This window comes from Ralstonia pickettii (genome assembly GCF_016466415.2).
Classification (GTDB): domain Bacteria; phylum Pseudomonadota; class Gammaproteobacteria; order Burkholderiales; family Burkholderiaceae; genus Ralstonia; species Ralstonia pickettii.
Genome location: NZ_CP066771.1, coordinates 1,985,631 through 2,008,019 on the forward strand (window position 1 = coordinate 1,985,631; position 22,389 = coordinate 2,008,019).

Consider the following 22,389-nt stretch of genomic DNA (forward strand, 5'->3'; position numbering starts at 1 on the left):
CTTATTTGCCTGCCAGGAACACGAAATACGTCAGCAGCCCAACCGTGCCGATGATCATCGCGAACGCATAGTCATAGATGAAGCCGGACTGGAGCAGGCGCACAACCGTCGCGAACCAGCCCACCAGACGCGCGCTGCCGTTGACGACAACACCGTCGATCACACCTTGATCGCCGCCCTTCCACAGGCCACGGCCGAACTTGACCGCACCGTTGGCGAAGACGATCTCGTTGATCTTATCCATGTAGTACTTGTTATCCAGCAGCTTGTAGACGCCGGAGAAACGCTTGGCGATTGCTGCTGGAATATCCGGGCGCTTCAAGTAGAAGAACCACGACAGCACGACACCCGACACCAGCAGGATGAACGGTGCAGACGTAAAGCCATGCAGCGCCATCTCGACCCAACCGCGGAAGTCTTCGGCCAGCACCTTCATCGCTTCATGGTTCTCGCTGTTGAAGATGACCTCCGAGAACACCACACCGTGCTTGAAGAACTCGCCGAACAGCATCGGCTGAATCGCCCAGGCACCGATGATGACGGACGGAATCGCGAGCAAAACCAGCGGTACCGTCACCACCCACGGCGACTCGTGCGGCTTTTGGCCCGGAGCCAGGCCGTGGTGATGGTCAGCGGTTTCCTCTTCGTCCACGTGATTGCCTTCGTGATGCGAGTGTTCCTTGCCGAAACGCTCTTCACCGTGGAACACCAGGAAATACATGCGGAACGAGTAGAACGCGGTCACGAACACGCCAGCCAGCACAGCCCAGTAGGCAAAGCCGGCGCCCGGCAGGTGCGATTCGCGCACCGCTTCGATGATCGAGTCCTTCGAGTAGAAACCTGCAAAGAACGGCGTACCAATCAGCGCCAGCGACCCTACCAGCGAAGTGAGCCACGTAATCGGCATGTACTTGCGCAGGCCGCCCATGTTCCGCATGTCCTGATCGTGATGCATGCCGATGATGACCGAGCCCGCACCCAAGAACAGCAGTGCCTTGAAGAACGCATGCGTCATCAGGTGGAACACGGCCACTTGGTACGCCGATGCGCCCAGCGCGACGGTCATGTAGCCGAGCTGAGACAGCGTGGAATACGCGACCACACGCTTGATGTCGGTCTGGATGATGCCCAGGAAGCCCATGAACAGCGCCGTGATGGCGCCGATGATCAGCACGAACGACAGCGCGTTATCCGACAGCTCGAACAGCGGCGACATGCGCGCGACCATGAAGATACCGGCGGTCACCATGGTGGCCGCGTGAATCAGTGCGGAAATCGGGGTCGGGCCTTCCATCGAGTCCGGCAGCCACACGTGCAGCGGGAATTGGGCCGATTTACCCATCGCGCCGATAAACAGGCAGATACAGGCGACCGTCAGCATGTGCCAGTCGGTACCCGGAAAGCCGATCGTGGCCAGGTTGTCGCGGGCGGCGAACACGTCGGCATAGCTCAGGCTACCGCTGTAAGCGAGCAACAGGCCGATGCCCAGAACGAAGCCAAAGTCACCCACGCGGTTGACCAGGAACGCCTTCATGTTGGCGTAGATGGCCGTCGGGCGCTTGAACCAGAAACCGATCAGCAGGTACGACACCAGGCCCACGGCTTCCCAGCCGAAGAACAGTTGCAGGAAGTTGTTGCTCATCACGAGCATCAACATCGAGAACGTGAACAGCGAGATGTATGCGAAGAAACGGTTGTAGCCGTCGTCTTCCGCCATGTAGCCGATGGTGTAGATGTGCACCATGAGCGAGACGAAGGTCACCACGCACATCATCATCGCCGTCAGCGAATCGATGAGGAAACCGACTTCCATCTTGAGCGTGCCAACGGTCATCCATTCATAGACGGTGCCGTTGTAGCCGGCGCCATTGATGACGTCAGACAGCGTCAGCGCAGACAGAATGAAGGCGATCGCAACACCGAGGATGGTGACGCTGTGGGATGCCGTGCGGCCGATCTTCTCACCAAAGAACTTGGTGCCGAACAGCCCGGCGATCGCCGCGCCGGCCAGCGGCGCGAGCGGGATCGCCAGCAGCAGGTTGGGATTGAGCGTGGTAGCCATGGAACGCTTCTTATAGGTGGGATGCGGAGGTCAGCCCTTGAGGCTGTCCAGATCGTCGACGTTGATGGTGTCCAGATTACGGAACAACACCACCAGGATGGCGAGACCGATCGCGGATTCCGCCGCGGCCACCGTCAGGATGAAAAACACGAACACCTGCCCCGCCAGATCGCCCAGGTAGTGGGAGAACGCGACGAAGTTCAGGTTGACCGCCAGCAGCATCAATTCGATCGCCATCAGCAGCACGATGACGTTCTTGCGGTTCAGGAAAATGCCGACAATGCTGATGGCAAACAGCACCGCGCCGAGCACGAGGTAATGGGCAAGGGATAGTGAAGACATATGGGTTCTCCCGGGGCTCAGCTCTTGGATTCAGCCGAAGCTGCGCCGGCCGACTTTTCCGCCGGCATCGAGACCAGTCGCACGCGGTCCTTGCGCTTCACTCGGATCTGATCGGACACGTTCTGTGCCTTGGTGTCCTTGCGGCGGCGCGCGGTCAAGGCGACGGCGGCCACAATCGCCAGCAGCAACACCGCGCCAGCCACTTCAAAGGCATAGATGTAATCGGTATAGATCAGCTTCCCGAGCGCCTGTGTGTTCGGCCCATTAAAGCCCTTCGGCAGCTCCTGCACCGGCTGCACGCGGCCCATGAAGGTCTTGGTCAGCACGACGGCCATTTCCAAGATGATGACCACGCCCACGAAGGCCGCCATCGGTACGTAGGTCCAGAAATCGCGTCGCAGGTGTTCGATGTCGATATCGATCATCATCACCACGAACAGGAACAGCACCATCACTGCCCCAACGTAGACCAGCACCAGCGTGATGGCGAGGAATTCCGCCTTGAGCAGCATCCAGATCGCCGCCGCAGTGAAAAACGAGAGCACGAGGAACAGCGCCGCGTGCACCGGGTTCTTCGCGGTGATGACCTTCAGCGCTGCGAGCACCAGCACGAGCGCGAAACAGTAGAAGATGATCGTCGTGATTTCCATGATCCTGGCACGGGCCGTTTTGCGGCACGCGCTTGTCCAAAGCTGTGATGGCATGACGCCACCGCAACTGGTTGGCTCTGCAAGAGCCGTTGTCCAACCGGGATGTCAACTGCAACGCCCGCCAACTTCAGCTGCACGGCGGACGTCTTGAATCAGCGGTACTTTGCGTCGGCCGCTTTGTTGGCCGCGATTTCCGGCTCGAAGCGATCACCCACGGCCAGCAGCATGTCCTTGGTGAAATACAGGTCGCCGCGCTTTTCACCGTGGTATTCGAGGATGTGCGTCTCGACGATGGCGTCCACCGGACAAGCCTCTTCGCAGAAGCCGCAGAAAATACACTTCGTCAGGTCGATGTCGTAGCGCGTGGTGCGGCGGGTGCCGTCGTCACGCTGATCCGACTCGATCGTGATGGCTAGAGCCGGGCAAACGGCTTCGCACAGCTTGCACGCAATGCAGCGCTCTTCGCCGTTCGGATAGCGACGCAGTGCATGCAGACCGCGAAAGCGCGGCGACAGCGGCGTCTTCTCTTCCGGAAAAAGAACGGTGATCTTGCGCGCAAACAGGTAGCGCCCGGTCAGCGCCAGCCCCTTGAAGAGTTCCTTCAGGAGCAGGCTGTTAAAGAATTCCTTGATGGCAAGCAACATGGTGCCTTCCTATTGTCCCGTTACTTCCAGATGTTCCACGGCGACACCAACCAGATGGCGACGACGACAAGCCAGCCCACAGTGAGCGGAATGAAGATTTTCCAGCCCAGACGCATGATCTGGTCGTAGCGATAACGCGGGAACGATGCGCGCAGCCAGATGAAGACCGACAGCAGCAGGAAAACCTTGATCAGCAGCCAGAAGAAGCCCGGAATCCAGTTGAGGACCGGTGCATCGATCGGCGAAGCCCAGCCGCCCAGGAACAACGTTGCGGTCAGCGCGGAGATCACGATCATGTTGATGTACTCGGCCAGGAAGAACAGCGCGAACGCCATGCCCGAGTATTCGATCATGTGACCGGCCACGATTTCGGATTCGCCTTCCACCACATCGAATGGGTGGCGGTTCGTTTCAGCCACACCCGAGATGAAGTAGACGCCAAACATCGGCAGCAGCGGCAGCCAGTTCCACGAGAGGATGTTGATGCCGTGACCCGCAAAGAAACCGCGATTCTGCGAATTAACGATGTCCGACAGGTTCAGGCTACCCGTCACCATCAGCACCGTCACGAGCGCGAAGCCCATCGCAATTTCGTACGAAATCATCTGTGCCGAAGCGCGCATCGCACCCAGGAACGCGTACTTTGAGTTCGACGCCCAGCCGGCCAAGATCACGCCGTACACGCCCACCGAGCTGATCGCCATGACGTACAGCAGGCCGGCGTTGATGTTCGACACCATCGCCTCGGCCTGGAACGGGATCACCGCCCAGATCGCAACCGCCGGCATCAGCACCATCAGCGGCGCGATGATGTACATGCCGCGGCTGACCGCGCTCGGCACCATGACTTCCTTGAGCAGCAGCTTGAGCACGTCGGCAATCGGCTGCAGCAGGCCCATCGGGCCCACGCGGTTCGGGCCCAGACGCACGTGCATCCAGCCGATGAGCTTGCGCTCCCACAGGATCAGGTAAGCCACGCACAGCAGCAGCGGCAGGATGATGCAGACCGCACGGACCAGCGTCCAGATCAGCGGCCACCACCCACCGAAGGTGGCGGTACCGAAAGAAGTAATCGACTCGATCATGTTGACCCTTACACCGTAGCCGCCAGCGCGGACGATTCAACCTTCTCAACGCTTACCGCACCGAACATGGCACCCAGCTGCGCCGACGCTTCGGTAGCGGCAGGCACGCGGATCACGCCAGAAGCCAGCGACTTGTCCAGCACGGCCGGCAGCACCACACTGCGCTGCCCTTGCGTCACGCGCACGGCGTCACCATTGGCCAGGCCCAGTTGTGCGTAGAGATCAGCCGGCAAGCCAGCACGCACGGCAGCACGTGCTGCAGCCGTCAGTTGCAGCGAACCGGCGCGGCGCACGATCGGATCGGCGTGGTAAATCGGCACATCGGCCAGACGCTCGATGCCTGCCGCAGTAGCAACAGGGGCGGCGGTCTGCGCAATCGTCGCGTTCGACAAACGCTCGATGACCGGCTTGGCCAGCACTTCGTCGCGCACCACTTCCGAACTGTCGTACTCAAAGCCAGACACGTTCAGCAGGTTGCCCAGCACGCGCAGGACCTTCCAGGCGGGACGCGAGTCACCCAGGCCGCGCACAACGCCATTGAAGCTTTGTGGCAATCCCTCGCAGTTGATGAACGTGCCCGAGGTTTCGGTGAACGGAGCCGTCGGCAGCAGCACGTCCGCGTACTCAAGCGCGGCGCGAGAGGCAAACGGTGCAAGCACGATCACGGTGTCGGCCTGGTCCAGCGCGGCACGCGCTTGCGTGGGGTTGGCGGTATCGAATTCCGGTTCGGCGCCCAACAGCACGTAAGCGCGACGCGGTTGCGCCAACATGGCGGCGGCGTCCAAGCCGTTGCCTTGGGGGAGCGCCCCGGCGATGTAGCCACCAACCGTGTTGGCTGCTTCCGTCAGGAAGCCAAGCGTCGCGCCGGTCTGCTGCGCGACCCACTGGGCCAACGCGTGCAGTTGCGAAAACTGCGGGTGCGCCACGGCGGCGTTGCCGAGGAACACAGCCTTGCGCTCGCCCGAAGCGAGGCTTGCGGCGATGCGCTGGGCAATGTCACCGGCTTCGATGCCATCGGTGCCGCCTGGACGGGCAACATTATTGGCAGCCGCCACGGCCACCGCCACTTGCGACAGCAGCGACAGCCATTGCGACGGTGCGCCCAACAGTTGCGTGGCAGGCATCAGCAGATCCTCGCCACCTGCGCCGATCATGCTCAGTTGCGCACCCTTCTTGCCTGCCTGACGCAGACGCGCGGCCAGCAGTGGGTGATCCTTACGCAGGAAAGAGCCTACGACCAGCGTACGCTGCAGCAGCGACACGTCGGCGATCGGCATGCCGAGCCACGGAGCGCCCGTTGGCTTGACCGAGAAATCGGACTGACGCAAACGGAAGTCGACGTTGTCGCTGCCAATGCCGCGCACCAGCTTTTGCAGCAGGAACAGCTCTTCAAGCGTGCTGTGTGGGCTGGCCAATGCACCAATCTGCTCTGCGCCGTGGTCACGCTTGATTTCGTTCAGGCCGTTGGCAACGTACTCCAGTGCGGTAGTCCAGTCGACAGCCTTCCATTGACCACCTTGCTTGAGCATCGGTTGGGTCAGGCGGTCATCGCTGTTCACGCCCTCATAGGCGAAACGATCCTTATCGGAAAGCCAGCATTCGTTGATGGCTTCGTTGTCCAGCGGAAGAACGCGCATCACGCGCTGATTCTTCGTCTGGACGATCACGTTAGCGCCCAGGCCATCGTGCGGCGACACCGACTTGCGGCGTGCCAGCTCCCACGTACGAGCGGAATAGCGGAACGGCTTGCTGGTCAGTGCGCCAACGGGGCACAGATCGATCATGTTGCCCGACAACTCGGAGTCAACGGTTTGCCCGACGAACGTCGTGATCTCGGAATGCTCGCCTCGGTTGAGCATGCCCAGTTCCATCACGCCGGCAATTTCCTGGCCGAAACGGACGCAGCGCGTGCAGTGAATGCAGCGCGTCATCTCTTCCATGGAGATCAGCGGGCCCACATTCTTGTGGAACACCACACGCTTTTCTTCCTGGTAGCGCGATTCAGACTTGCCGTAGCCCACGGCCAAGTCCTGCAACTGGCACTCGCCGCCCTGGTCACAGATCGGGCAATCCAGCGGGTGGTTGATCAGCAGGAACTCCATCACGGACTTCTGCGCCTTCACCGCCTTCTCGGAATTTGTGAAGACCTTCATGCCCGCGGTGACGGGCGTGGCGCAGGCCGGCAGCGCCTTGGGCGCCTTCTCGACCTCGACCAGGCACATCCGGCAGTTGGCCGCGACCGACAGTTTGCGGTGATAGCAAAAGTGAGGAATGTAGGTGCCCGTCTGGCGGGCCGCCTCCATCACCAGGCTGCCTTCGGCAACCTCGACCTTCTTGCCATCAATTTCGATTTCAACCATGTTCTGCCACGCTTAAAGGTAGGTGGGCACCATGCACTGCTTGTGTTCGACGTGATACGCGAACTCATCCCAGTAGTGCTTGAGCATGCCGCGGACCGGCATCGCAGCGGCATCGCCGAGTGCGCAGATGGTCCGGCCCATGATGTTTTCGGCCACGTTGTTCAGCAGGTCCAGGTCTTCCTGGCGGCCCTTGCCGTGCTCGATGCGATCGACGACGCGGTACAGCCACCCGGTGCCCTCACGGCACGGCGTGCACTGGCCGCACGACTCTTCGTAATAGAAATACGACAGACGCAGCAGCGACTTCACCATGCAGCGCGTTTCGTCCATCACGATGACAGCGCCCGAGCCCAGCATCGAGCCGGCCTTGGCGATTGAGTCGTAGTCCATGTCGGAGGCCATCATCAGGTCAGCCGGCACCACCGGCGCCGACGATCCACCCGGGATGACCGCCTTGAGCTTCTTACCACCGCGCATGCCGCCGGCAAGCTCCAGCAGCTTGGAGAACGGGGTGCCCAGCGGAATCTCGTAGTTGCCCGGACGCTCAACGTCGCCGGACACAGAGAAGATCTTCGAGCCGCCGTTGTTCGGCTTGCCCATCTTCAAGTAGTTATCCGGACCGATGGCCAGCAGGAACGGCACCGCGGCAAAGGTTTCGGTGTTGTTGATGGTGGTCGGCTTGCCGTACAGGCCGAAGCTCGCCGGGAATGGCGGCTTGAAGCGCGGCTGGCCCTTCTTGCCTTCCAGCGACTCGAGCAGTGCGGTCTCTTCACCGCAGATGTACGCGCCATAACCATGGTGCGCATGCAGCTGGAAGTTGAAGCCGGACCCCAAGATGTTGTCACCGAGGAAGCCCGCAGCGCGCGCCTCTTCCAGTGCCTGTTCGAAGATCTTGTATTCGTTCCAGATCTCGCCGTGGATGTAGTTGTAGCCCACGGTAATGCCCATCGCGTAGCCGCCGATGGCCATGCCTTCGATCAGCGCGTGCGGGTTGTACCGGATGATGTCGCGATCCTTGAACGTGCCCGGCTCACCTTCGTCTGTGTTGCAGACGAGATACTTCTGGCCCGGGAACTGGCGCGGCATGAAGCTCCACTTCAAACCGGTCGGGAAACCCGCACCGCCGCGGCCGCGCAGGCCCGACGCCTTCACGTCAGCGATGACCTGCTCGGGGGTGATCTTCTCGGTAAGGATGCGTTTGAGCTGTTGATAGCCGCCACGCTTGACGTAATCTTCAAGATGCCAGTTGTCGCCGTTCAGACCGGCGAGAATCAACGGCTGGATATGTCGATCGTGCAGAGAGGTCATTTACTTGCCTGCTCCGTTGGTCGGCGCCTTGGACTGGAGGTCGGCGATCAGCGCGTCGAGCTTCTCGTTGCTCATGAAGCTGCACATGTGGGTGTTGTTGACGATCATGACCGGTGCATCACCGCACGCGCCCATGCACTCGCCTTCCTTCAGCGTGAAGTTGCCGTCGGCGGTGGTCTCGTTGAAACCGATGCCCAGCTTCTTCTTCAGGTAGTCGGCAGCACGTTCGCCGCCCGACAGCGCGCACGGCAAGTTCGTGCACACCGACAGCTTGAATCGGCCAACCGGCTTGGTGTCGTACATGTTGTAGAACGTCGCCACTTCCTCGACCCACACCGGCGGCATTTCGAGGTACTCGGCCACGAACTGCATGACTTCGGGCGAGACCCAGCCTTTCTCGCTCTGCGCGACCGCCAGCGCCGCCATCACGGCGGACTGCTTCTGGTCGGCGGGATATTTCGCGACCGCCCGATCGATTTCCTTGAGAGCTTCTGCTGATAGCATGTTCGTTGCGATTGGTGCGGGACGCGGGGCGTATTACCTGACTGCCTTACCCCGGCGTGCGTCCTCGTTTCACAGCCGCGCTTGCCTGCGCGTCAAACCGTTGTTTACTGCGGGTTCAGCGATCGATCTCGCCAAACACGATGTCCTGCGTACCGATGATCGTCACCGCATCGGCAATCATGTGACCCTTCGCCATTTCGTCGAGCGCGGCCAGATGAACGAAGCCCGGGGCGCGAATCTTCAGACGGTACGGCTTGTTGGCGCCGTCGGAGATTGCATAGATGCCGAACTCGCCCTTCGGGTGCTCAACGGCGGCATACGCCTCGCCTTCGGGCACGTGCATGCCTTCCGTGAAGAGCTTGAAGTGGTGAATCAGCTCTTCCATGTTGGTCTTCATGTCCACGCGCGACGGAGGCGCCACCTTGTGGTTATCGGTGATCACCGGACCCGGGTTCTTGCGCAGCCACTCGATGCACTGACGGATGATGCGATTGCTCTGGCGCATTTCTTCGACGCGCACCAGATAGCGGTCGTAGCAATCACCGTTCACGCCGACCGGAATGTCGAAATCGATGCGGTCGTACACTTCGTACGGCTGCTTCTTGCGCACATCCCATTCGATGCCAGAACCACGCAGCATCGCACCCGAGAAGCCCTTGTTCAGTGCGCGCTCCGGGCTCACCACGCCGATGCCAACCAGGCGCTGCTTCCAAATCCGGTTGTCCGTCAGCAGCGTTTCGTATTCGTCAACGTACTTCGGGAAGCGGTTGGTAAAGTCTTCAATGAAGTCCAGCAGCGAGCCCGAACGCGTTTCGTTCAGGGCGGCCAAGGCCTTCTCGTTGCGCACCTTGGATGCCTTGTATTGCGGCATCGTGTCGGGCAGGTCGCGATACACGCCGCCCGGACGGTAGTAGGCTGCGTGCATGCGCGCGCCTGACACCGCCTCGTACATATCGAACAGATCTTCGCGCTCGCGGAAGGCGTACAGGAACACCGCCATGGCGCCCACGTCCAGCGCGTGCGAACCGATCCACATCAGGTGGTTCATGATCCGCGTGATTTCGTCGAACATGACGCGGATGTACTGGGCGCGCAGCGGCACCTCGAGACCCAGCAGGCGCTCGATTGCCATCACGTAGGCGTGCTCGTTGACCATCATCGACACGTAGTCGAGACGGTCCATGTACGGCACGCTCTGAATCCAGGTCTTCTGTTCAGCGAGCTTTTCCGTCGCGCGATGCAGCAGACCGATGTGCGGGTCGGCGCGTTGAATGACTTCGCCGTCCAGCTCCAGCACGAGGCGCAGCACGCCGTGTGCGGCCGGGTGTTGCGGACCGAAGTTCAGGGTGTAGTTCTTGATATCTGCCATGATCGGGCGCCCTTCAGTGCTTCAGACCACCGTATTGATCCTCGCGGATCACACGCGGCGTAATCTCGCGCGGCTCGATGGTCACCGGCTGATAGACCACGCGGCGCTGCACCGGGTCGTAGCGCATTTCAACGTAACCCGACACGGGGAAATCCTTGCGGAACGGATGGCCGATGAAGCCGTAGTCGGTCAGGATGCGACGCAGGTCCGGGTGGCCTTCGAACACCAGGCCATAGAGGTCAAATGCCTCACGTTCGTACCAGTCGGCGGAATTCCAGATCGTCGTCACGGACGCCACCACCGGCAGGTCATCGTCCGGCGCGAACACGCGAACGCGAACACGCCAGTTGTGCGTGATCGACAGCAGGTGGGACACAGCAGCAAAACGCGGGCCGTTCCAGGCACCGTCACCGTAATCGGCATAATCGACGCCACACAGGTCGATCAGCTGCTCAAATTTAAGCGAGGCGTCGTCGCGCAGCGTGCGCATGACGTCGTAGTAATCGGCAGCCTTCACTACGAGAGTGAGTTCACCAATCGACTCAGTCAGGCTTTGAACGCGATCGCCCAGCGCCTTTTCCAGCGCGGCCTTCAGGGTGGCAAGCTTCTCGGTCATGTCAGGCCTTGCGCGCGATGGTGTTGGTGCGACGGATCTTGGCCTGCAGCTGGATGATGCCGTAGATCAGCGCTTCAGCCGTGGGCGGACAGCCCGGCACGTACACATCGACCGGCACGATGCGATCGCAGCCCCGCACGACAGAATACGAGTAGTGATAGTAACCGCCGCCATTCGCGCACGAGCCCATGGAGATGACCCAGCGAGGCTCGGCCATCTGGTCGTACACCTTGCGCAATGCAGGCGCCATCTTGTTGCACAGTGTGCCGGCCACGATCATCACGTCAGACTGACGCGGCGACGGACGAAACACCACGCCGAAACGGTCCAGGTCATAACGCGACGCGCCGGCATGCATCATTTCCACAGCACAGCACGCCAGACCGAACGTCATCGGCCACAGGGACCCGGTACGGGTCCAATTGATCAGCTTGTCAGCGGTTGTCGTGACAAAGCCTTCGTTGAGTACGCCTTCGATCGCCATTTCACATCACTCCCAATCGAGCGCGCCTTTTTTCCAGATGTAGACGAAGCCCACGAGAAACTCGAGAAGAAACACGCCCATCGCGAAGAACCCCGGCCAGCCGATCTCACGCAGCGCCACGCCCCACGGGAAGAGGAACGCGGTCTCCAGATCGAACAGGATGAACAGGATGGCGATGAGGTAATAGCGCACGTCGAACTTCATGCGCGCGTCTTCGAATGCTTCGAAGCCGCACTCGTACGGCGAGAGCTTGTCAGGATCGGGATTGTTCGGACCGAGGACTCGGCCGATGGTCATCAGCGCAAGGCCAAGGCCAACACCGACAACGATGAACAACAGTACGGGGAAATAGGCTTCGAGGTTCAAGGGACGCCCGCCTTTTTGAATGGTTGCAACAGCACTGCCCGCAGGCGGCGCCTTGTCGCCCCATCGAAGGCGCCGGGTCCGCAGCCTTACGACGCCTCGACTGCGCGTCGTCTTGCGGAGGGGCCTGCGCGGAACATCCCGTGGAACAGACCCCGAATTTGATTGGTGCCGACGGCGAGACTCGAACTCGCACAGCTTTCGCCACTACCCCCTCAAGATAGCGTGTCTACCAATTTCACCACGTCGGCTGGGGGAAGAAACTTTATCAGGAACCCGGTTGAGACTTAGCGCCCCTGCCCGTTTTCCGTATTGTTTCAAGCCTTGCATTCTACCGCAAAGCGAAGCTTTTGTTCAATGCACAAAGAAAAATCTTATGCTTCGCGGCGCGCTGAAAACCCAAACAGTACGCCGCGATCGTTACATCAAATTACTTGGGCACAGCGGGCGAGGAAGCTGCGGCCGGACCAGCAGCCGGAGCCGAGGCCGCCGGTGCCGACGCCGTGGACGTAACAGGTGCGACCGAACCCATCACACCCGCAGACACACTGCCCTTGCTGGTGCCGATCAGCGTCAGCGCCAACGTGGCAATGAAAAACACGGTAGCCAGCACAGCCGTCGTGCGCGACAAGAAGTTGGCCGAGCCGGTTGCGCCGAACAGGCTACCCGACGCACCGGAGCCAAAGGCTGCCCCAACGTCGGCGCCCTTGCCGTGCTGCAGCAGCACCAGGCCGATCACACCGAGCGCGCTCAGGATTTGTGCCACCAGCAGCAGAGTCTTCAGAATTGCCATTTCGTTTCTCTCAATAATACGTTGCAGTCGCACATCGGTGACATTGCGACTCGATCCGTCGTTTATGCGCGACCGATCGCCAGGAAATCTTCGGCCTTCAGGGAGGCGCCGCCGATCAGGCCACCATCGATGTCCGCCATAGCAAACAGTTCGCCGGCATTGTCCGGCTTGACGCTTCCGCCATACAGAATTGCTAAGCGCTGCGCCACACCCGCATCCCGGGCAGCGACGCGCGCTCGAAGGAACGCATGCACAGCCTGCGCCTGCTCGCTGGATGCGGTTTTGCCTGTGCCGATCGCCCAGACCGGCTCATAAGCCACAACAATACGACCCAGTTGCTCCACCGACAGCGCTTCCAGTACCGCATCCAGTTGCCGGCCCACCACCTGCTCGGTCTCACCGGCTTCGCGCTGCGCAAGCGTTTCGCCCACACAGACGATCGGTGTGATGCCGTGTTCGAGCGCGCGCAGGGCCTTGGCCGCCACTTGCGCGTCGGTTTCACCGTGGTACGACCGACGCTCGGAGTGCCCAACGATCACGTAGCCGCAACCGAATTCCGACAACATCGACGCCGCCACTTCGCCCGTAAAGGCGCCGCGCGCTTCAGCCGAAACATCCTGTGCACCCCATGCCACCGCAGAACCGGCGAGCAGCGACTGGCACTGCGCCAGGTACGGAAACGGCGCACATACCGCCAGCGTGGCGGCGGTTTTGCCTGCGGCCTTGATCTGCTCAAGCAGCGCGGCGTTCGTGCTCAGGCTGCCATGCAGCTTCCAGTTCCCCACCACCAGCTTCGGTCTTGCGTTCACGTTTTGCCCGGTCGACTGTCAAATAAACCCAGCATTCTACCGTGGCGGCAAAAACAGGGTCAATTTTGACGTCTTGGAATCAATCCCAAACCAACATGATCTTGCCGATATGGGCGCTCGATTCCATCAGCGCGTGGGCCTGGGCCGCCTGCGCGGCCGGCATGACCTCATGGACGACCGGCTTAACGCGCCCAGAAGCTAGCAACGGCCAGACCGTTTCATACAGATTGGCCGCGATGGCGGCCTTGAACGCGACGGGACGCGGGCGCAGTGTCGAACCCGTCAGCGTAAGGCGGCGGCGCAGGATGTCACCCAGCGGCACTTCGGCTTTGGCGCCGCCCAGCAATGCAATCAATACGATGCGACCGTCGTCAGCAGTGCAGGCAATTTCGCGCGCGACATAGCTGCCGCCGACCATGTCGAGCACCACGTCGGCGCCGGGGCCCGTCTCAGCCTTGACGATCTCGACAAAATCTTCGGTCTTGTAATTGATGGCGCGCGCAGCACCGAGTTTGACGCACGCGTCGCATTTGTCGGCGCTACCTGCCGTCGCAAAAACACGGTGACCCAATGCGGACGCGATCTGAATGGCCGTCGTTCCGATGCCACTGGAGCCACCTTGCACGAGCAGCGTTTCATCGGCACCGTGTGCGCCGCGCCCCAGCAAGCCGCGGTCGAATACGTTCGACCACACGGTGAAATAGTTCTCCGGCAACGCAGCGGCTTCCACATCGGACAAACCGGCCGGCACGGGCAGCACCTGGCCCAGCGGTGCCGTGCAGAACTCCGCGTAGCCCCCTCCCTGCACCAGCGCGCAGACGCGATCGCCCACCTTCAAGCCGTAGCGATTGTCAGCATGCGCCAGATCACCACTGACAATTTCGCCCGCGACTTCCAGTCCGGGAATGTCGGACGCACCGGGCGGCACCGGATAATTGCCTGTCCGCTGAAACACATCCGGCCGGTTCACGCCGGCAGCGCGCACACGGATCAACACCTCACCAGCCTTGGTTTCCGGCATCGGGCGCTCGCCGAGCTTCAGGACTTCAGGGCCACCGTATTGGGTGATTTCAATCGCTTTCATGGGAATCGGATCAATGAGGTTTACGACGCGACGCTCGAGTTACGAGACGCTACGCTTGGGCTCGACAAAATGTTGCGGAATGCCACGCGTGGTTTCGCGCATGATTTCCTGTTTGCCGTGGACGATGCCGTCGGCGATCTTCCCGATATGCAACTTCAGCCACATCTCTGTCGGGGAGCCCGCGCGATAGTCCGCCGGGCCGAGCATGTCGACGCGATCATCGGCACGCAAGTTGTCGGCCTGCTCGAACGAACGCGGGCTTTCAGGGTTGTAGACCGCATAGGTACGGCCGCCGCCCTTGCGGGCAACCGAAAACGCCGGAATGTCGCTCGGCCCATCGGCCACGTAGATCATGTTTGCGAACGGCACGCGGCGCTCGTCTTCGGCAATCGAGGAGTTGACACTTACGGCTTCGGGGTGCTTGTTGACGCCCTTGTTGATCTCGAACAGCGCCCGCGTCTTGGTCGTGTTGTCAATCGCATAGATGATTTCCGAGACAACCGGCCGGCCATCCGCGTTCATGTCGGGCGCCTCCAGGAATTCGCAGCCCCACACGCCATCGATGTATGGGGCAATGGGTGAGCCCTTGATCATCTCCGTCAGGCCCGTGCTGACAATGTAGTGCTCAAGCTTGATGTCGAACGCTTGGTAAGCCCCGTTGTCGCGCACCCACGCCTTGCTGCGCTCGAAAAAATCCGTTACGCCGGGAAAGAATTCAAGTTCGGCGCCCAGCTCGCGCAGCGTAGCGTTGTCGAGACCGCCCATGCGGCCGTCGCGCACATGGCGCAGCAGCACATTGAGATAAAACGTTTCGTGGTTGACCTTCTGGCCACGTGATTCGATTTCGCGCGACCCCGCTGCCACTTCATCCCAGAAGGCTTGCTCGGAGATGTTGAAGCGGTCGAACAGCGGCACTTGCATGTAGCGCGGGATCAGCGTCTTGTCGAAGTCCCAGACGATGGCGATGCGGTTTTGCTCGAACAGGCGGCTCATGATGGGGCGCAAAGGCGCAACGGGAAGAACTCGCGACGCAGTGTAAACAAAAAAACGGCTGGACATCGTCCAGCCGTTTTTCTTGGCGAAAACCGCTCGCTTATTGCTGTTGTTGCTGCTGTTGTTGCGAGGCAGCGTCGCCAGCACCAGGTGCTTGCGGTGCAGCGGCCGGCACGTCGCCTTCTTCGGCCTTGGCGGCCTTGATCGACAGACGCATACGGCCCTTCTCGTCAGTGCTCAGCAGCTTCACGCGCACAGCCTGACCTTCCTTCACATAGTCGGAAACCTGGTTCACGCGCTCGTTGGCGATCTCCGAGATGTGCAGCAGACCGTCCTTGCCCGGCAGGATGTTCACGATCGCGCCAAAGTCCAGCAGCTTGAGAACCGTGCCGCTGTAGATCTTGCCCACTTCGGCTTCGGCCGTGATGCCTTCGATGCGACGCTTGGCTTCTGCCATGCCTTCCGACGACGTCGACGCAATGGTGATCGTGCCGTCTTCCTGGATGTCGATCGTGCAGCCGGTTTCCTTGGTCAGTGCCTGGATCGTCGAACCGCCCTTGCCGATCACGTCGCGGATCTTCTCCGGATTGATCTTGACGGTGATCATGCGCGGAGCGTGTTCCGACAGCTCGGTACGTGCGCCGCCCATGGCAGCCTGCATCTTGCCCAGGATGTGCAGACGGCCTTCCTTGGCTTGCGCCAGCGCCACCTGCATGATTTCCTTGGTGATGCCCTGCACCTTGATGTCCATTTGCAGTGCGGTGATACCAGCGTCGGTACCCGCGACCTTGAAGTCCATGTCGCCCAGGTGATCTTCGTCGCCCAGAATGTCGGTCAGCACGGCGAACTTGTTGTCTTCCAGGATCAGGCCCATGGCCACGCCGGCCACGTGCGCCTTGAGGGGCACGCCAGCATCCATCAGCGCCAGCGAACCGCCACACACCGAAGCCATCGACGACGAGCCGTTCGACTCGGTGATTTCCGACACCAGACGGATCGTGTAAGCGAATTCGTCGTCCTTCGGCAGCACCGGAATCAGAGCGCGCTTGGCCAGACGGCCGTGGCCGACTTCGCGGCGCTTCGGGCTGCCCACGCGACCGGTTTCGCCCGTGGCGAATGGCGGCATGTTGTAGTGGAGCATGAAGCGATCACGGTACTCGCCTTGCAGCGCGTCGATGATCTGCTCGTCGCTCTTGGTGCCGAGCGTAGCCACCACCAGCGCTTGCGTTTCACCACGCGTGAACAGGGCCGAGCCGTGCGCACGCGGCAGCACCGACGAACGGATCTCGATCGGGCGCACCGTGCGGGTGTCGCGACCGTCGATACGCGGTTCGCCGTTCAGGATCTGACCGCGCACGATCTTCGATTCGAGTTCGAACAGGATGTTGTCGACTTCCACGCCGTCAGCTTCCACACCGGCTTCGGCCAGCTTGGTCGCAACCGACTTGTAGACTTCCTTGAGCTTCTGGCTGCGGGCCGACTTCTGGCGCAGTTGGTAAGCGGCTTGCAGATCGGCCAGGCCCAGTTCGGACACCTTGGCGACCAGCGCTTCGTTCTTCGGAGCCGCTTGCCAATCCCACTCGGGCTTACCGCCGTCGCGCACCAGCTCGTGGATCGCGTTGATGGCGATCTGCATCTGCTCATGGCCGTACACCACGGCGCCCAGCATGACTTCTTCCGACAGCTGCTGCGCTTCCGATTCGACCATCAGCACAGCACGCTCGGTACCGGCCACAACCAGGTCCAGATCCGAATGCGCGAGTTGGGCACGATTCGGGTTCAGCAGGTACTGGCCATCCTTGTAACCCACGCGGGCAGCGCCCACCGGGCCGTTGAACGGCAGACCCGACACGGCCAGCGCAGCCGAAGCAGCCACCAGCGCCGGGATGTCGGCCGGCACCTCCGGGTTCATCGACAGCACGTGGATCACGACCTGGACTTCGTTGTAGAAGCCTTCCGGGAACAGCGGACGCAGCGGACGATCGATCAGGCGCGAGGTCAGCGTTTCGTTTTCCGACGGACGGCCTTCACGCTTGAAGAAGCCCCCCGGAATCTTGCCGGCAGCGTAGGTCTTCTCGAGGTAGTCGACGGTCAGCGGGAAGAAGTCTTGACCCGGCTTCGGGTTCTTGGCGCCCACCACGGTGGCGAGCACGACGGTGTCGTCCATATCGAGCAGCACAGCGCCGCTCGCCTGACGGGCGATCTCACCCGTCTCCATGCGGACCTTATGGCCGCCCCATTGGAATTCTTTGACGACCTTATTGAACATGGTCATAGCATCTCCTGTTCGGTATTCGCGGCGCGCTTCATTGCGCTTCACCGCGACAAACACGTTCCGTAAGACGGTGCGGTTGCAGAGGTGTGTTTTATGCCATTCCAGCGCAGCGCTGGCATCAATGCCGCGTTGGAATGACACAAGGCCCTGCTTCCTGCCGCCCCCGGTCCTTGGCAGCCGCTCCATTTTGAACTAGCCGACTGCCATCACTCACCGGTTGCCCGGCGCGGCCACAAACGCGGCCGCCAAAAACAAAATGCCTGCATCAGCACGCTGACGCAGGCACTTTTCATCACGCGCAGTGCGTGATACCCACCATTACTTACGCAGGCCCAGCTTCGCAACCAGGGCGGTGTAACGGTCAGCGTCCTTGCTCTTGAGGTAGTCCAGCAGACGGCGACGACGGCTCACCATGCGGAGCAGACCGCGACGGCTGTGGTGATCCTTCATGTGCGCCTTGAAGTGCGGCTGCAGTTCGTTGATGCGGGCGGTCAGCAGTGCAACTTGCACTTCCGGGCTACCCGTGTCGTTGGCGCTGCGGCCGTTATCTTTGACGATGTCTTGCTTGTTGATGTCAGCGACGGACATTTCGATTCCTTTGACTTGCGGACACTGCAGCGCCGGAATGGCCGCCGTTGGTGCCGTGTTGAACAATGATCTTGCCGTTCCATCTACAACTGACCTGGACAGCAAGAGCGCGATTATAGCCTAGAACCCCACCCCAGCGACAGCCCCGCGTCGTTGCCCTCAATGGCGCGCCATCTTGCACGTCGTTGGCAGGGCTGTTTGAGCTTCCGAGATCACTTTCAACGTACGAAACCCGTAGCCGGAGCCCTCGATATCGAAAGGCGCACCGGGCGTGCCCGTCCGCTCCATCTGCGTGACGACAAGGGGCTGGATGGCTTGATGATCCTCGGGCCGCAGCGTGATGCGGTGGAAGCCGTTGTCCAAAGAAGCGCCCTCCAGCGCACGTGCGACGGCGGCAGCTTCCGTGGTTCCCGCTTTGGTGATGGCCGCCGCCAGCATCTCCACCATCATCTGGTCACGCAGCAGCGGGTAGTCGTCGGCGGGGGCGGGATAGCGGGCGCGGAAGGCCTTGTAGAACGCGTCGGACTTGGCGCCGCCCAAATTCGGATGCCATTCCGCGACCGCCACCACACGGCCAACGCCTGCGTCGCCCATCGCACCTGGCGCCCCCAGCGAGTTGCCATAGAACGTGAAGAACCGCGCCTTCAGTCCGGCATCCCGTGCCGCCTTGACGAGCAGCGTCAAATCATTACCCCAGTTGCCGGTGATGACCGTATCCGCACCGGACGCGGCAATGCGCGCCACGTACGGCGCAAAATCCTTCACCTTGCCGATGGGGTGCAACACCTCACCAACGACTGCGACGTCCGGCCGCTTCTCGCTCAACTGCTGCCGCGCCAGTTGCGCCACCTGGCGGCCGAATGTGTAGTCCTGCCCGATCAGGTAGACCCTTTTGACGGCCTTGTCCGCGCGAATCACTTCCGTGAGCGCATGCATGCGCATGTCGGCCGATGCGTCAAAGCGGAAATGCCAGAAGCTGCATGCTTCGTTGGTCAGCGCAGGATCGACGGCGGCGTAGTTCAGAAAGAGCACGCGCGCGTCCGGATGACGTTCGTTGTAGCGCGAGATCGACGTCGACAACGCCGCCGCAGCCGCCGAACTATTGCCCTGCAGCACAAAGCGGATGCCCGCATCCGTCGCGGCCTGCAACTGCAGCAACGACTCGTCGACACTGTTCTTGCTATCAAAGCGCACAAGGGCAAACGGATGCATGCCATCGGGCAACTTCACACCACCGCGCGCATTCACACCTTCGATCGCCATGCGCAGATTGCGCTCGACTGCCTCGCCCGCGTTGGCAAACGGGCCTGAAAGACCTTCAATCAGCGCCAGCCGGATCGGCGCGGCTTCGGGCTGGGCACCTGCTGTCCCACACAACCCAACGGCCGCCAGCGCGGCCACAAACCAACGAAACACCATGGCAAATCTCCGTGAAGCGCGGATGGTAAAGCGCCGCCGCGTGTCGACACAAGCCGGCGCAAATCACACGCCCTCCTACACTAAGGGCATTGGAGGAACCACTGTGAACATTCGATCGACACGGCAGTGCGCGGCGCTGCTCGCCGTGGCGCTGGCGTCAACAAGCGCGTGTACCGTATTGGCGCCCGTACAAACGGGCGAAGCACTGGTCGGCCAACCCGCTTCTGCAGTGGAGGCACGGTTTGGCACACCACCGGAACGGTATCCCCGCGCCGGTGGCGGCACGCGCTGGCTCTATCCGACGCAGCCTTATGGGCAATTCACCTATGCCGCTGATTTCGACGCAAGCGGCAAGCTCGTCTCGTTCCGGCAGATTCTGACCACGATGGACTTTGCGCAGATCCGCGTCGGGACCGCGACGCAGAATGACGTGCTGCAGACATTCGGCAAGCCAGAGGAGACCGCGTATTTCCGACTGATGGATCGGCAGGTGTGGTCCTACCGCTTCAAGCATGAAGGCGTGTGGCCCTCGCTGATGCACTTCTATTTCGACCGCGATGGCGTCGTACGGCTCACGCAGGTCAGCCCCGACCCCATGTACGACCACGACCACGATTCCAGCCGCTGAGCCAGCGTCAAACGCCAGAACGGCAACATCCACGCGAGGCCGATCGCCTGGCGTGGACCTTCGGGTCGGCGATGTCGTGGATCGCACAGACATCGCTCTCAAAGACGGCCGGCATGGTGCACGCTCCTGACGTGTCCGGTGCCGCCGCACCCGCTTCGCGTTCCGGTGGATAGCCGGGTGCGCGCTCAGTGGTGATCGTGTTGGGGTCTGGGCTGACTCCTGCCTGTGTTGATGAAACCCGCGATCAGATCTGCGGGTTGAGTTTTTCGCTGCTCTTGTCCTGCAGCTTGTTGAGCGCAGCAAGGTAAGCCTTGGCAGATGCCGCAACGATGTCCGGATCAGTACCCACACCGTTGACGATGCGGCCCGACTTCGACAGCCGCACCGTCACTTCGCCCTGCGCCTGCGTGCCCGTCGTGATCGCGTTGACCGAATACAGCAACTGCTCTGCCCCGCTGGCGACCTTGCTCTCAATCGCGTTCAGCGTGGCGTCGACCGGGCCATTGCCCTCCGCTTCGCCCGTCACTTCCTTGCCGTCCGCAACGAAGACGATGCGCGCGTGCGGACGTTCGCCAGTCTCCGAACGCTGGGCCAGCGACACGAAACGGAAGTGCTCGCCCTCGCTGTGCTGGGCCTCGTTCGAGACGATGGCGACGATGTCCTCGTCAAAGATCTCGGCCTTCTGATCGGCCAGCTCCTTGAAGCGGGTGAAGGCAGCGTTCAGCTCGGCTTCCGAATCCAGTTCAATGCCCAGTTCCTGCAGGCGCTGCTTGAACGCGTTGCGGCCCGAGAGCTTGCCCAGGACGATCTTATTGGCCGTCCAGCCCACGTCTTCGGCTCGCATGATTTCGTACGTGTCGCGCGCCTTGAGCACGCCATCCTGGTGGATGCCCGAAGCGTGCGCGAAAGCGTTGGCGCCCACGACGGCCTTGTTTGGCTGCACGACGAACCCGGTGATCTGCGAGACCAGCTTAGAAGCCGGCACGATCTGCGTGGTATCGACACCCACGTCGAGATTGAAGTAGTCGCGACGCGTCTTCACGGCCATCACCACCTCTTCGAGGCTGGTGTTGCCGGCGCGCTCGCCCAGGCCGTTGATCGTGCATTCAATCTGGCGTGCGCCGCCCAGTTTGACAGCGGCCAGGGAGTTGGCGACCGCCATGCCGAGGTCGTTATGGCAATGCACTGACCAGACCGCCTTGTCGGAATTGGGGACGCGCTCACGCACCGAACGGATCAGCGCGGCATAGCCCTCCGGCACCGCGTAGCCCACCGTATCCGGCAGATTGATGGTGGTGGCGCCTTCGGCGATCACGCCTTCCAGCACGCGGCAGAGGAAGTCCATGTCGGAGCGGCTGCCATCTTCCGGCGAGAATTCGATGTCGTCGGTGAACTGGCGGGCAAAACGCACCGCCAGGCGCGCCTGCTCGTACACCTGATCCGGCGACATGCGCAGCTTCTTCTCCATGTGCAGCGCCGATGTGGCGATGAACGTGTGGATGCGGAACTGCCCCGCCGGCTTGAGCGCCTCGGCAGCGCGGGAAATATCACGGTCGTTCGCGCGGGCGAGCGAGCAAATGCGCGAATCCTTGACCGACAGCGCAATCGCACGGATCGCTTCAAAGTCACCGTTTGAGCTTGCCGCAAAGCCAGCCTCGATCACGTCCACCTTGAGCCTCTCAAGCTGCTTGGCGATGCGGATCTTCTCGTCCTTGGTCATCGACGCCCCGGGGGACTGCTCGCCGTCGCGCAAGGTGGTATCGAAAATGATGAGTTTGTCGCTCATGGCGGCTCCTTGGTGGGTTGACGTTTTTGGCGTCAGTCTTAGTGGTGTCTCGAATGGTTTCTTGCGGCGCAGAATACAAAACGCCCCGGCGTGCATAGTTGCAGGCCGGGGCGCTGTGAATCCTGGTTCGCGAAAACTTGGCGGTTTCTGCTTGCCTAGTTTTGCAATTTCCTATGCGCGTGTCCCGACCTGACGACCTAGTAGGCCATCAATCGAGACTAGCGTAA

At 61.4% G+C, this 22,389-nt stretch carries 21 protein-coding genes and 1 tRNA gene; 1 reads left to right on the forward strand and 21 read right to left on the reverse strand.

Annotated elements, in window-relative coordinates:
- Nucleotide 1: 1 nt before the first annotated feature.
- From nuoL to RP6297_RS09480, 20 genes are all read right to left on the reverse strand, one after another.
- Nucleotides 2–2,062, reverse strand: coding sequence for an NADH-quinone oxidoreductase subunit L (nuoL, locus tag RP6297_RS09385; RefSeq protein WP_009241057.1), 2,061 nt, complete (start codon nucleotides 2,060–2,062; stop codon nucleotides 2–4).
- Nucleotides 2,063–2,092: 30 nt separating this feature from the next.
- Nucleotides 2,093–2,404 (reverse strand): NADH-quinone oxidoreductase subunit NuoK, encoded by a 312-nt coding sequence (nuoK, locus tag RP6297_RS09390; protein ID WP_004630788.1) that lies wholly within the window; start codon nucleotides 2,402–2,404, stop codon nucleotides 2,093–2,095.
- Nucleotides 2,405–2,421: 17 nt separating this feature from the next.
- On the reverse strand, nucleotides 2,422–3,054 hold the full coding sequence (locus RP6297_RS09395; RefSeq protein WP_009241058.1) for an NADH-quinone oxidoreductase subunit J: 633 nt from the start codon (nucleotides 3,052–3,054) through the stop codon (nucleotides 2,422–2,424).
- Between the two features lie 152 nt (nucleotides 3,055–3,206).
- Nucleotides 3,207–3,698 (reverse strand): NADH-quinone oxidoreductase subunit NuoI, encoded by a 492-nt coding sequence (gene nuoI / locus RP6297_RS09400; RefSeq protein WP_003261939.1) that lies wholly within the window; start codon nucleotides 3,696–3,698, stop codon nucleotides 3,207–3,209.
- 20 nt (nucleotides 3,699–3,718) lie between these two features.
- Nucleotides 3,719–4,783 (reverse strand): NADH-quinone oxidoreductase subunit NuoH, encoded by a 1,065-nt coding sequence (nuoH, locus tag RP6297_RS09405; RefSeq protein WP_009241059.1) that lies wholly within the window; start codon nucleotides 4,781–4,783, stop codon nucleotides 3,719–3,721.
- An 8-nt stretch (nucleotides 4,784–4,791) separates the two neighbouring features.
- The gene (gene nuoG / locus RP6297_RS09410; protein ID WP_009241060.1) at nucleotides 4,792–7,143 is read right to left on the reverse strand and encodes an NADH-quinone oxidoreductase subunit NuoG; all 2,352 of its coding nucleotides are present in this window, start codon (nucleotides 7,141–7,143) and stop codon (nucleotides 4,792–4,794) included.
- Between the two features lie 12 nt (nucleotides 7,144–7,155).
- Nucleotides 7,156–8,451, reverse strand: coding sequence for an NADH-quinone oxidoreductase subunit NuoF (nuoF, locus tag RP6297_RS09415; RefSeq protein ID WP_009241061.1), 1,296 nt, complete (start codon nucleotides 8,449–8,451; stop codon nucleotides 7,156–7,158).
- Nucleotides 8,452–8,955 (reverse strand): NADH-quinone oxidoreductase subunit NuoE, encoded by a 504-nt coding sequence (nuoE, locus tag RP6297_RS09420; RefSeq protein ID WP_004630801.1) that lies wholly within the window; start codon nucleotides 8,953–8,955, stop codon nucleotides 8,452–8,454.
- Nucleotides 8,956–9,070: 115 nt separating this feature from the next.
- Nucleotides 9,071–10,324 (reverse strand): NADH-quinone oxidoreductase subunit D, encoded by a 1,254-nt coding sequence (locus RP6297_RS09425; RefSeq protein WP_009241062.1) that lies wholly within the window; start codon nucleotides 10,322–10,324, stop codon nucleotides 9,071–9,073.
- 13 nt (nucleotides 10,325–10,337) lie between these two features.
- Entirely contained in the window at nucleotides 10,338–10,940 is a 603-nt protein-coding gene (locus RP6297_RS09430) for an NADH-quinone oxidoreductase subunit C (protein WP_009241063.1), read from the reverse strand.
- Between the two features lies 1 nt (nucleotide 10,941).
- Complete coding sequence (locus tag RP6297_RS09435) at nucleotides 10,942–11,424, reverse strand: NuoB/complex I 20 kDa subunit family protein (RefSeq protein ID WP_004630808.1); 483 nt, start codon at nucleotides 11,422–11,424, stop codon at nucleotides 10,942–10,944.
- Between the two features lie 6 nt (nucleotides 11,425–11,430).
- A complete protein-coding gene (locus tag RP6297_RS09440) occupies nucleotides 11,431–11,790 on the reverse strand; it encodes an NADH-quinone oxidoreductase subunit A (RefSeq protein ID WP_004630810.1) in 360 nt (119 codons plus the stop codon).
- A 163-nt stretch (nucleotides 11,791–11,953) separates the two neighbouring features.
- Nucleotides 11,954–12,038: transfer RNA gene (locus RP6297_RS09445), tRNA-Leu, on the reverse strand.
- A gap of 179 nt (nucleotides 12,039–12,217) precedes the next feature.
- On the reverse strand, nucleotides 12,218–12,580 hold the full coding sequence (gene secG / locus RP6297_RS09450; protein ID WP_009241064.1) for a preprotein translocase subunit SecG: 363 nt from the start codon (nucleotides 12,578–12,580) through the stop codon (nucleotides 12,218–12,220).
- Between the two features lie 62 nt (nucleotides 12,581–12,642).
- On the reverse strand, nucleotides 12,643–13,389 hold the full coding sequence (tpiA, locus tag RP6297_RS09455; protein ID WP_009241065.1) for a triose-phosphate isomerase: 747 nt from the start codon (nucleotides 13,387–13,389) through the stop codon (nucleotides 12,643–12,645).
- A 79-nt stretch (nucleotides 13,390–13,468) separates the two neighbouring features.
- Complete coding sequence (locus RP6297_RS09460) at nucleotides 13,469–14,473, reverse strand: NAD(P)H-quinone oxidoreductase (protein ID WP_009241066.1); 1,005 nt, start codon at nucleotides 14,471–14,473, stop codon at nucleotides 13,469–13,471.
- Nucleotides 14,474–14,512: 39 nt separating this feature from the next.
- Nucleotides 14,513–15,466 carry an HAD family hydrolase gene (locus RP6297_RS09465; RefSeq protein ID WP_009241067.1) on the reverse strand — a complete coding sequence of 318 codons (954 nt, stop codon included), beginning with the start codon at nucleotides 15,464–15,466 and terminating at the stop codon, nucleotides 14,513–14,515.
- A gap of 100 nt (nucleotides 15,467–15,566) precedes the next feature.
- A complete protein-coding gene (gene pnp / locus RP6297_RS09470) occupies nucleotides 15,567–17,741 on the reverse strand; it encodes a polyribonucleotide nucleotidyltransferase (RefSeq protein ID WP_009241068.1) in 2,175 nt (724 codons plus the stop codon).
- A 318-nt stretch (nucleotides 17,742–18,059) separates the two neighbouring features.
- Nucleotides 18,060–18,329 (reverse strand): 30S ribosomal protein S15, encoded by a 270-nt coding sequence (gene rpsO, locus RP6297_RS09475; RefSeq protein ID WP_004630822.1) that lies wholly within the window; start codon nucleotides 18,327–18,329, stop codon nucleotides 18,060–18,062.
- 159 nt (nucleotides 18,330–18,488) lie between these two features.
- Entirely contained in the window at nucleotides 18,489–19,748 is a 1,260-nt protein-coding gene (locus tag RP6297_RS09480) for a branched-chain amino acid ABC transporter substrate-binding protein (RefSeq protein WP_009241069.1), read from the reverse strand.
- Nucleotides 19,749–19,770: 22 nt separating this feature from the next.
- On the opposite strand from RP6297_RS09480, the gene RP6297_RS09485 reads away from it, so the two are divergent.
- A complete protein-coding gene (locus tag RP6297_RS09485; protein ID WP_009241070.1) occupies nucleotides 19,771–20,376 on the forward strand; it encodes a membrane protein in 606 nt (201 codons plus the stop codon).
- A 244-nt stretch (nucleotides 20,377–20,620) separates the two neighbouring features.
- On the opposite strand, the gene RP6297_RS09490 is transcribed toward RP6297_RS09485, so the two are convergent.
- Nucleotides 20,621–22,162: a 2-isopropylmalate synthase gene (locus tag RP6297_RS09490; RefSeq protein WP_009241071.1), complete on the reverse strand. Its 1,542-nt coding sequence runs from the start codon at nucleotides 22,160–22,162 to the stop codon at nucleotides 20,621–20,623.
- Between the last annotated feature and the right edge of the window lie 227 nt (nucleotides 22,163–22,389).

What these genes read in the sequence shown, in the direction of transcription:
- nuoL (WP_009241057.1), bottom strand. Translation starts at nt 2,062, where the DNA reads ATGGCTACCACGCTCAATCCCAACCTGCTGCTGGCGATCCCGCTCGCG.
- nuoE (WP_004630801.1), bottom strand. Translation starts at nt 8,955, where the DNA reads ATGCTATCAGCAGAAGCTCTCAAGGAAATCGATCGGGCGGTCGCGAAA.
- RP6297_RS09430 (WP_009241063.1), bottom strand. Translation starts at nt 10,940, where the DNA reads ATGACCGAGAAGCTTGCCACCCTGAAGGCCGCGCTGGAAAAGGCGCTG.
- nuoK (WP_004630788.1), bottom strand. Translation starts at nt 2,404, where the DNA reads ATGTCTTCACTATCCCTTGCCCATTACCTCGTGCTCGGCGCGGTGCTG.
- RP6297_RS09480 (WP_009241069.1), bottom strand. Translation starts at nt 19,748, where the DNA reads ATGGTGTTTCGTTGGTTTGTGGCCGCGCTGGCGGCCGTTGGGTTGTGT.
- RP6297_RS09435 (WP_004630808.1), bottom strand. Translation starts at nt 11,424, where the DNA reads ATGGCGATCGAAGGCGTACTCAACGAAGGCTTTGTCACGACAACCGCT.
- RP6297_RS09485 (WP_009241070.1), top strand. Translation starts at nt 19,771, where the DNA reads ATGGTAAAGCGCCGCCGCGTGTCGACACAAGCCGGCGCAAATCACACG.
- rpsO (WP_004630822.1), bottom strand. Translation starts at nt 18,329, where the DNA reads ATGTCCGTCGCTGACATCAACAAGCAAGACATCGTCAAAGATAACGGC.
- secG (WP_009241064.1), bottom strand. Translation starts at nt 12,580, where the DNA reads ATGGCAATTCTGAAGACTCTGCTGCTGGTGGCACAAATCCTGAGCGCG.
- nuoG (WP_009241060.1), bottom strand. Translation starts at nt 7,143, where the DNA reads ATGGTTGAAATCGAAATTGATGGCAAGAAGGTCGAGGTTGCCGAAGGC.
- nuoH (WP_009241059.1), bottom strand. Translation starts at nt 4,783, where the DNA reads ATGATCGAGTCGATTACTTCTTTCGGTACCGCCACCTTCGGTGGGTGG.
- nuoI (WP_003261939.1), bottom strand. Translation starts at nt 3,698, where the DNA reads ATGTTGCTTGCCATCAAGGAATTCTTTAACAGCCTGCTCCTGAAGGAA.
- RP6297_RS09395 (WP_009241058.1), bottom strand. Translation starts at nt 3,054, where the DNA reads ATGGAAATCACGACGATCATCTTCTACTGTTTCGCGCTCGTGCTGGTG.
- pnp (WP_009241068.1), bottom strand. Translation starts at nt 17,741, where the DNA reads ATGACCATGTTCAATAAGGTCGTCAAAGAATTCCAATGGGGCGGCCAT.
- nuoF (WP_009241061.1), bottom strand. Translation starts at nt 8,451, where the DNA reads ATGACCTCTCTGCACGATCGACATATCCAGCCGTTGATTCTCGCCGGT.
- RP6297_RS09425 (WP_009241062.1), bottom strand. Translation starts at nt 10,324, where the DNA reads ATGGCAGATATCAAGAACTACACCCTGAACTTCGGTCCGCAACACCCG.
- RP6297_RS09460 (WP_009241066.1), bottom strand. Translation starts at nt 14,473, where the DNA reads ATGAAAGCGATTGAAATCACCCAATACGGTGGCCCTGAAGTCCTGAAG.
- RP6297_RS09490 (WP_009241071.1), bottom strand. Translation starts at nt 22,162, where the DNA reads ATGAGCGACAAACTCATCATTTTCGATACCACCTTGCGCGACGGCGAG.
- RP6297_RS09465 (WP_009241067.1), bottom strand. Translation starts at nt 15,466, where the DNA reads ATGAGCCGCCTGTTCGAGCAAAACCGCATCGCCATCGTCTGGGACTTC.